The organism is Streptomyces boluensis, assembly GCF_009908195.1.
Lineage (GTDB): Bacteria > Actinomycetota > Actinomycetes > Streptomycetales > Streptomycetaceae > Streptomyces > Streptomyces boluensis.
This window is the reverse complement of the sequence record NZ_JAAAHS010000355.1, coordinates 1-7,936: the sequence shown is the minus strand read 5'-3', so window position 1 is coordinate 7,936 and position 7,936 is coordinate 1. Positions and strand designations below refer to the sequence as shown.

8 protein-coding genes are annotated in these 7,936 nt (G+C 69.8%); 1 reads left to right on the top strand and 7 read right to left on the bottom strand.

Features of this window, described 5'->3' with window-relative positions; translation table 11 throughout:
* The 7 genes from GUY60_RS30495 to GUY60_RS30465 form a co-directional block, all read right to left on the bottom strand.
* Positions 1 to 431 (bottom strand): helix-turn-helix domain-containing protein (locus GUY60_RS30495; protein WP_161703653.1); only part of this gene is annotated, 431 nt, incomplete at its 3' end.
* Positions 428 to 760, bottom strand: coding sequence for a helix-turn-helix domain-containing protein (locus GUY60_RS30490; protein ID WP_376771340.1), 333 nt, complete (start codon positions 758 to 760; stop codon positions 428 to 430). The genes GUY60_RS30495 and GUY60_RS30490, both read right to left, overlap by 4 nt.
* 217 nt (positions 761 to 977) lie before the next feature.
* Complete coding sequence (locus GUY60_RS30485; protein WP_161703651.1) at positions 978 to 1,379, bottom strand: DUF6009 family protein; 402 nt, start codon at positions 1,377 to 1,379, stop codon at positions 978 to 980.
* 127 nt (positions 1,380 to 1,506) lie between these two features.
* Entirely contained in the window at positions 1,507 to 3,054 is a 1,548-nt protein-coding gene (locus GUY60_RS30480; RefSeq protein WP_161703649.1) for a DNA primase family protein, read from the bottom strand.
* Positions 3,051 to 4,154, bottom strand: a complete 1,104-nt coding sequence (locus GUY60_RS30475) for a bifunctional DNA primase/polymerase (protein ID WP_161703647.1) — start codon at positions 4,152 to 4,154, stop codon at positions 3,051 to 3,053. Before GUY60_RS30475 ends, GUY60_RS30480 begins: the two co-directional genes overlap by 4 nt.
* A 738-nt stretch (positions 4,155 to 4,892) precedes the next feature.
* Complete coding sequence (locus tag GUY60_RS30470; RefSeq protein ID WP_161703645.1) at positions 4,893 to 6,050, bottom strand: ParB/RepB/Spo0J family partition protein; 1,158 nt, start codon at positions 6,048 to 6,050, stop codon at positions 4,893 to 4,895.
* A 26-nt stretch (positions 6,051 to 6,076) separates the two neighbouring features.
* Complete coding sequence (locus GUY60_RS30465) at positions 6,077 to 6,739, bottom strand: ParA family protein (protein WP_161703643.1); 663 nt, start codon at positions 6,737 to 6,739, stop codon at positions 6,077 to 6,079.
* Positions 6,740 to 7,526: 787 nt separating this feature from the next.
* Between GUY60_RS30465 and GUY60_RS30460 the strand changes: the two genes are divergently transcribed.
* Positions 7,527 to 7,936: hypothetical protein (locus tag GUY60_RS30460; protein ID WP_161703641.1), on the top strand; the 410-nt coding region annotated here is incomplete at its 3' end.

Below are 7,936 nucleotides of genomic sequence, written 5' to 3'. Positions count from 1 at the left end.
GCTGCGGGCTCAGGCGCGGGCTGCGGCGCGGGCTGCGCGTACGACGTCTCCGTACGATCCGCGCGAGGCGCCGTCGACCGTACGCACTCCTGCGGGTCGAGGTGCTGGGGGTAGCCCTCGATCTCGTCGGTGGCGGGGCCGCCGCACAGCACGCAGGGGCGGGGCTCGGCGGACCGGTCGGCCAGCTTGGTGCGGGCGGCGTCGAGGAAGTACGCGTACTTGCCGCGCACCTCCCCCGCCGGGTCGCGGCCGCTCTCCCAGCCGCCGACCGTCGACGGGCTCACCCCGAGGGCGGCCGCGACCTGGGCGCGGGACAGGCCGAGATGTTCGCGCAGGACGCGGCGTTCCTCGACGGGCGGCAGCGGTTCGGGCTCCACGGCCGAGGCGAGCAGCGCGTCGACCGCGTCGAAGGCGGGGTTCCGTTCGGTCATGCGGGCACCCCCCGGCGGCGGCCGCGGCGGGTGCGCGGCAGTCGGGCGCAGGCGCGCTCGGGTCCGGTGAGCAGGTCGAGCACTCCGATGCCGAAGTGTGCGGCGAGCCGGTCGCAGTCGTCGAGGCTCCAGGCGGCGCGGCCGGTCTGACGGCGCGACACCTGGGTCTGGTCGACGCCCAGGGCGAGCGCGAGGTCGGACTGTGTCTGGCCGGTGGCCCGCATCAGGCCGGTGACGCTGGCGCGCAGCCGTTCGGCGAGCGGCATGCTCTGGCCGCCGGGGGTGCGGGCGGCCGAGGTGGGGGCCGGTGCGTGGTGCGAGGTGTCCATGACCCTTGCATCGTACCGTCCGGGGATGCGCATTCCGCATACCGGGTCAGGGGCGCGGCGGCGCCGCCACTCCCCCACCGTACGGGTCGGGTCCGGGCGCCGTTTTACCGCGGTAAATCGGCGAACCCCCAAGCTATTTCGGACAGTTCACATGAAACCGCCCGCCGTGGGGGGGCGGCGGGCGGTCGGGGTCGCCCCGATGGGCGGGGCGAGCGGTTCAGAGCGGAAGCGTTATACCCAGCTCCTGCATGGCAGAGGAGGGCGGGCCGCCCTCGGAGCGCTCCGTCTTGTACCCCTTGATGCCGGGGGCCAGGGTGCGCGGGTCGACGGCCTCTGCGGGCGCCCCGGTCGCGTACAGGCCGTTGGGCTCGGTGTCGCGGTCGTGCGGCAGCAGCCAGAACACGCGGCGCCGGAACGTGCCGGAGGAGCGGGAGGCCTTGGCGCCTGGTCCGAGCAGGGCGTACCCGACCATGCGGCCGTCGCGGTGGTAGGCCGGTTTCCCCTTACGGGTGGGCAGGCGGTCGAGGCTCTGTCGTACGTAGTCCAGCGCCGTGGCGTCTTCGAGCCAGACGATCTCCGTCTCCTCACGGATCTCGTCCTCGGTGATGAGGGCGCTCATGCTGTCCTACCTTCTCGTGCCGAGCCCGGGGCCTCGTGCGGGAGGTCAAGGGCCGGATACCCATCAGGCCGCGCGGCCATGGCTCGCGGACACACCGGCCGGCGCAGCGGTTGGCTTGATACCACCATCAGGCATCCTCCTCGTCCGCCAGCAGTCCGATGCCCGGGTAGTACTTGCGCTGATTCGACAGGATCATCTGCTTGGGGGACTCAAGCCCGATGGTCTCGCGTACGCGAGCTGCGAAGGAGCGGGACGTCATGGCCGGCGCCCCCTCATTCTGGCACCAGCTCTTGTACGCCGCGTACAGCCGTGCCTGTTCGGCCCGCTGATCGGGGTGGACGCTGCAGCTCTCGCTGAGAAAACGGCCGGTATGGTCTTCCGTCTCCGCGTACGCGGTGGTGGCGATGCGGACGCGCTCCGGGCCTGTGAGGTCCTTGTCACCGCCGAGGTAGCGACGGGCGCCCTCGATCAGCCAGTTGAGGATGCCGGGGCCTTCCTCGGTGACGAGGATGTCGGCCAGGTTGTCGATCTTGCGGTCGTCGGGGACGGTCCGCTCGAACGGGATGAGTCGCATACGGCGCCAGAACGCGAAGCCGCCGGTGCCCACTTCGGGGCGGTGGTTGCCGAGCAGCCAGAGCTTGTGCGTCGGTTCGAAGCTGAAGAAGTCCTGCCGCATCCGGCGGGCCTTGATCCGGTCGCCGCCGGTGAGGAGCTTGACCCGGGCCTCGTCGAACCGGTCCCCCGGCTTGACCTCGCTGCACACGATGACGCGTCGGCCGTGGAGTTCGGCGAGGTCGGTGGGGTGGCCCTCGTAGGGGCGGGCCATCAGGAAGCCGGGCGGGGCGGCGTCCGCGTAGTCCCCCAGGAGCTTCATCAGGACGTCGAGGAGGACCGACTTGCCGTTCTTGCCGATGCCGAAGAGGAACGGCATGACCTGGGCGCCGACGTCCCCGGTGACGGAGTAGCCGAGCAGCAGGTGCAGGAAGCCGATCATCTCGGTGCCTTCGGTGTCGCCGCCGAAGGTGTCCTCGAGGAAGCGGTTCCAGCGGGGCGTGGGCATCTGCTTGGGGCCCATGGACGTGGACCGCGAGTGGAAGTCCTTGTTGGGGTCGGGGGTGCGCACCAGGCCGGTGCGCAGGTCGACGATGCCCGCGGGGGTGCAGAGCACGTACGGATCGGCGTCCAGGCGGGAGGCGTTGAGGACCATGCCGGGCGCGGACTTGGCCTGCGTGAGCATGGCGTTCATGCCGGAGGTGCTCAGGGCGCGCTTGCGGTGCTTCTGCAGGGCGGAGGTGGAGTGCAGGCCGCGCGGGTCGGTGCCGGTGATGGACTCGGCGAGGTCGCCGGCCGCCCACATCACCGTGTCGTCGTCGTCGATCTGCCAGCGGGTGCTGTCCCAGCGGTACCAGCCGAGTCCGGGCACGTGCCGGTAGTCCGCCGCGTACAGCTTCACGAACAGCTTGGCGTTGCCGCGGTCGGTGAGGGTGTCGGGGACGAGTCCGTCGGGGGTGGCCACCGTGGCGGCGTGGTCGACGGCGCTGTCGGGCGCGGACGCCTCACCGGCCTGCGGCGGGACGGGGCCCGTGGAGGCGCGGGCGAGGATCTGGGCGGCGACGGCCTCCGCGTCGAAGTCGAAGAGGGCGTTGTTCTGATCCTGGTGCGGGGACGGCGTCACGAGCTGCTCCCGGGGTCCAGGGGACGGCGCAGCCCGGCGCTCATGCCACTGCGGATGATCTGCTCGGCCCGGCGGGTCTGGCCGGGCCTCGCCTGTTCGGCTGCCTGGGCCAGGACCTGTTCGGCCTCGGCCTGGTCGAGATGTCCAGCGGCGACGAGGCCTCCCAGGGTGTACGCGGCACGGTTGAGCTTCTCGGAGAACGCCGCGCCCTCGGACACCCTTGCGCAGTCCGCGACTTCGGTCAGGACGGACAGCAGCGTGCGGGTGGTCCTCGAGGTGCCGCCGCCCGCCGCGAGAACCGCCTGACGGGCGCGTGGCGGCACGGGACGGGGTGCGGGGACCGCGGGGAGGTGTCCGGTGCGTTCAAGCTCCTGAGCGAGCCAGGAGGGCAGCGGAGCGGGCTCTCGTACGGGCCCTACGGGTGTGTAGGCGCCGTCGGGGGTCGTGGTGCCCGGCGTGACGATGTACCCGCCGTGCGCGCGCACATCGACCTGCCAGGCGAGGGCGCGGCGGGTGCTGGCTCCGGTGGAGCACTGCCAGGCGCGGCCGTCGACGGCGCGGTACCAGACGTGCAGGCCGCCGGAGGGGGTGCGGACCCGCAGCGTGCTCTCGTCCTCGGAGGGGCTCACGACGCCGCGGAGCGCTGCGAGGACGGCGAGGGTGTGGTAGCCGTTCGCGAGGCCCATCAGGTCGACCTCGTCCGGGATGTGAATGCCCGGCAGGAGACGGTCCCGGCTGGGGACGGGCTGTTGATGCGCGTCGACGTCGATGACCACGAGCCCGGCGGGACCGCAGGAGACGCCGACGCCCATCGAGGGGCCACTCCCCCACCAGTGGTCGATGCGGGCCATGTCGAGGGTCGCGGAGTGGAATCCGTGGCACCAACGGCCATCCGTGCGGCAGCCGCAGTCCCGGTGGGTGTGGCCGGGCCTGCGGCAGGACTCGCAGTTGGCGGCCGGAACCTTGCGCCCGGCGGCCAGGGGGAAGACCGGCCAGCCGCGGCTCGCGCACCACCGGGCCGTGGCCAGGGGTGCAGCGACTGAACGCGCAGAGCTGGACTGCCGTGAGTCGCTGCGTGAAAAACGCAGCTCAGCAGGCATTTGATTCCCCTATCAGCGACCGAAGCGACTCAACGACGGACATAGATTAGCGAAGTTCGGGCGACTGGTGGGGCAGCTGAGGCCAAAGCCCGAACAGCGTGTCGATCGCAGGGCTTCCAGGCAACCCCGCAGCGACTCAACTTCGGCCGCAGCGACTGAAGCCCGTTCGGTCGCTGGTCTTCGGTCTCAACAAAACTGCAGGTCACAGCCTTGGCTCCAGATAATTAGCGACTGAAGCGACTCAGCGACTGTATATATGAGCTCTACGCGCACACGCGCACACGCACGTTACGTTTCATATACGGGGAACTTGAGTCGCTTCAGTCGCTGTTGGCCTAGGTGTAACCCTCTGACCTGCGGTTTTGTCGTAGCGACTGAAGCGACTGAAGCGGTTCTCGGTCGCTTTCCTTCAGTCGCTGCCCGCTCCAGGAGGCCTGTTGCCGGGCTCGACCGGACTGAGACAGCGACTCAAGAACGGCCGAGAACAGCTACTGAAGCGACCGAAGCGACTCAAGCGACCAAGTTCTGGGCAACCTTTCGGCTCCGTCGTGCGTCTGGGGTCAACCGTGAAAGTGGGTCGCTTCGGTCGCTTCAGTAGCTGTCGCTTCGGTAGCTACGGTCGCTGGCTCCGTCACGTGGTTCGGCCCGGCCTCCAGGTGCGGAGGCCGGGCCGAAGGTGTCGTGCCGCTGGACTGCCTGTTGCTCTTGTTGCTCTTGTTGCTGAGGAGCGGCGGGAGTTCAGGCGTCCTGGACGTGTTCCCGCATCAGCTTGTACAGCGACTGGACGTCGTCAGGGGTCATCCAGTGCGTGATGGTGCGGAACACCGTCTCCGGGTTGCGCCACGGAATGGCGCCCACCGTCGCGATGTCCGGCAGCGGCTCGGGCCGCCGCTCCCCCGCGGGCTGCTGCGGCTGCCGGCGGGCTGCCGGTGCGGGCTCGTCCTGCGGGCTCGTCTGTGCCTCGGGCTCGCTCGGGCCGCTCTCCTGACGACTTGTCCGGCCGCTGTCCTGGCCGTCCCTGTCACTCCCCTGGTCCGCCCCCGGGGCCGATCCTCGGTCCGCGGGATTTACCGCGGTAAAACCGTCCGGGCTTCCCGACGCGGCTTCCTCCGTGGGCTCGCCCCCGGTTGCAGACACGCTGGGTGCGGCGCTCTGCGCGGCGGGTGCCGCTGGTTCGGTGGTGCCCGCCGGCTGGTGCTGCGCGGGCTCGGGTGACTCGTCCTTCGTACGCCGGATACGCGGGGCCGCGAGTACGGCGGCGCGGCGGTCGAGTTCGTCCTGCCAGGCGGCTTCCTGCTCCTCCTGCGGAAGCGAGGCGATCTCCCGGCCGATCCTGATGGACAACTCCCCCGAGCTCACCAACCGCTGGAGCTCCGTGGTGAGCCGCAGCAGCTTGCGCTGGTTGCTCACCCACGGGCCGGACTTGCCGTAGTGCTTGGCGACCTTGTCGGCGCCGCCGAGCTCCACCACCATCGTCTCGATGCCCAGGGCCCGCTCGATGGGGTCGAGGTCCTCGCGGTCGTTGTTCTCGGCGAGCACCGCGTCCAGGAACTCGGCGCGGGAGTTGGCCACCTCCTCGTGGTGCACCACATCGAGGGTGGGCCTGCCGACGAGCAGGGAGGCCCGGAAGCGCCGCTCGCCGTTGGCGATGACGTACGGGACGTCGCCGACCCGCTCCGCCTCCTCGGGCCACAGCTTGAGGTAGCCGGCGCGGGAGACGACCACCGCGGGCTGGAGCTGCTTCTGCTTCAGCTTCAGGCCGAACTCCCTGAGCTGCTCCTGCGAGCCGAAGTTCCGCCGCGGGTTGAACCGCGTCGGGATCAGCTTCTCCAGGGGCAGCGCCAGCAGCAGCAGGTCACTCCTGCCCGGAACGTCGTCGACCTTGGCACCGGCCAAGGACGCGAGACTCGTCCGTCGACCCATCAGGAGCGACCTCCGTAACCGAGTTCGAGAGCCAGGCGGAAGAAGTCCTCGCGCGCTTCCATCGCGACGCGGTTCTTCGGGTACTGCGTGACGACCTTGCCCTCCACGGAGGCCCGGGTGTGGACCTTGTAGCGGCGGATCACGGCCTCCGCGCGCGGCCAGCCCTGCGCGTCGATGTACGCCTTGGTGTCCTCGAGGTCGGCCGTTCCGTCCCGCGGGTCCCAGTTGTTCACGGTCACCTTGAAGGGGAGCCCGGTGGGCTCGATCACCTTCTGGATGGTGCGGGCCGTGGGGTCGAAGGCGAGGCCTTCCGGCGGCATGGGGATGATCACGTCATGGGCGTACTTGAGGGCCTCCAGGAGGAGGTTCTCGTCCTGGAGGCTGCCCGGGGTGTCGATGAAGACGTGCTGAAGTCCCTTGTCCTGACCCTTCAATGTGTCGGAGACGATCGCACCGAGATTGAGGGTCGTGGTGGTCTTGCCGACGCCGCCCTTCTGGTTGGCGACGACATGGACCTGGGCGCCGGTGTCCTTGAGGACGGCGAGGTTCTCGGGAGTCTCGTGCTCCTGAGAGAAGTCGAACGGCAGGTCGTTGATCCGGTTCGCCCACCAGACCGTGGAGGCCTGGGGGTCGATGGACACGACGTATACAGAAGCTGGCATGTGATGCTCCGTTTGCTTCCCGTGGGTTCCGGTACTTCGGGCGGCAGCATCATCGCAGACGCGGTCGACTTCACCGGGCGGATACCGGGGTGTTTTGTCCCGATGAGATCAGGGTTACTCGACTTCCCTGCCGTGAGAGCCGTTTTACCGCGGTAAAACGGAGCGCGTGTCTCCGTTTTGTTCCGCGGCGCCACTCCGTCAGGTCGCCGTACCCGTCCGCGATTTACCGCGGTAAAACGAGAACGGTCCGCCTCGGACGACGAGGCGTCGACGAGGGGAGTGCGAGGTGCACGAGGACAACGAGGAGTCGCCCGCGGCCGTTCACGACAGCGAGGCCGGAGCTCCGCCGCTGGGGCTCGCAGGTGTGGAGGATGACGGAGCTGAGCCTCATGTGGTCCGCGGGATCGACTGACGTGGACGTGCTGAGGGGGCGCGGGGCGGCGCTCGATTTACCGCGGTAAAACGAGCCCAGCGAGCGGCTGCGCGGAACCGGTGAGCACTCCGCCCGCAGCCCGCCGATTTACCGCGGTAAAACGGCGAGGCGCTGTGCGTGGTGGGGGAGTGGGGGAGTGGCCGCGATTTACCGCGGTAAAACGACGCGGCCCCGCCGACGCCGTGGGACCTCCTGAGAAACGTTCGCGGCCTGGTCAAGGCGTGGTGGAGGGACGCGGTCCGGATGGTTCGCGCGGCCTACCGTTCTTCCTTCAGGTGCTTCCCGGTGGCGCGTTGACGCCCACTGCACGCGCCACCGGGGCCAAACGCGCCGAGAGCGGAGGGGAAGAGTCCGATGAGCGTCGACCGATCCTCGCCCGTGTCCCGGAGCGAACCCTTGACCGTGGTCGTCGCCGTCGAAGGAACCGCGCCCGCCCTGGAGTTGCTCGGCACCCTCGACGCCGGGCAGGTCGATTCCGTCGTACGACAGGTTCTCGGCACGCGTTGGGGGTACCGGCTGCGGAGCCAGGAGCCCGGTCGGCACACGCTCACGTTCACCGTGTCCGGGCCCGGCACCGGTACGGGCAGTGAGCTTCCGGTCGGGGAGCTCGCCGACCGGCTCACCTCACGGTTGGACGAGGACAGCGTGACCCGAGGAGAGGACGAGGGCACGTACGGGCCCGTCGTAAAAGTGCTGCGGGCCAGTCCGCTGCAGCGGGAGTTGCTCGCCGCCGCGGAAGTACGGGCCGGGGCGGGTATCGGGGT

Bases quoted from the DNA above. Each gene is read 5' to 3' on its own strand.
- GUY60_RS30490 (WP_376771340.1), bottom strand. From the start codon at position 760: ATGGACACCTCGCACCACGCACCGGCCCCCACCTCGGCCGCCCGCACC.
- GUY60_RS30475 (WP_161703647.1), bottom strand. From the start codon at position 4,154: ATGCCTGCTGAGCTGCGTTTTTCACGCAGCGACTCACGGCAGTCCAGC.
- GUY60_RS30485 (WP_161703651.1), bottom strand. From the start codon at position 1,379: ATGAGCGCCCTCATCACCGAGGACGAGATCCGTGAGGAGACGGAGATC.
- GUY60_RS30465 (WP_161703643.1), bottom strand. From the start codon at position 6,739: ATGCCAGCTTCTGTATACGTCGTGTCCATCGACCCCCAGGCCTCCACG.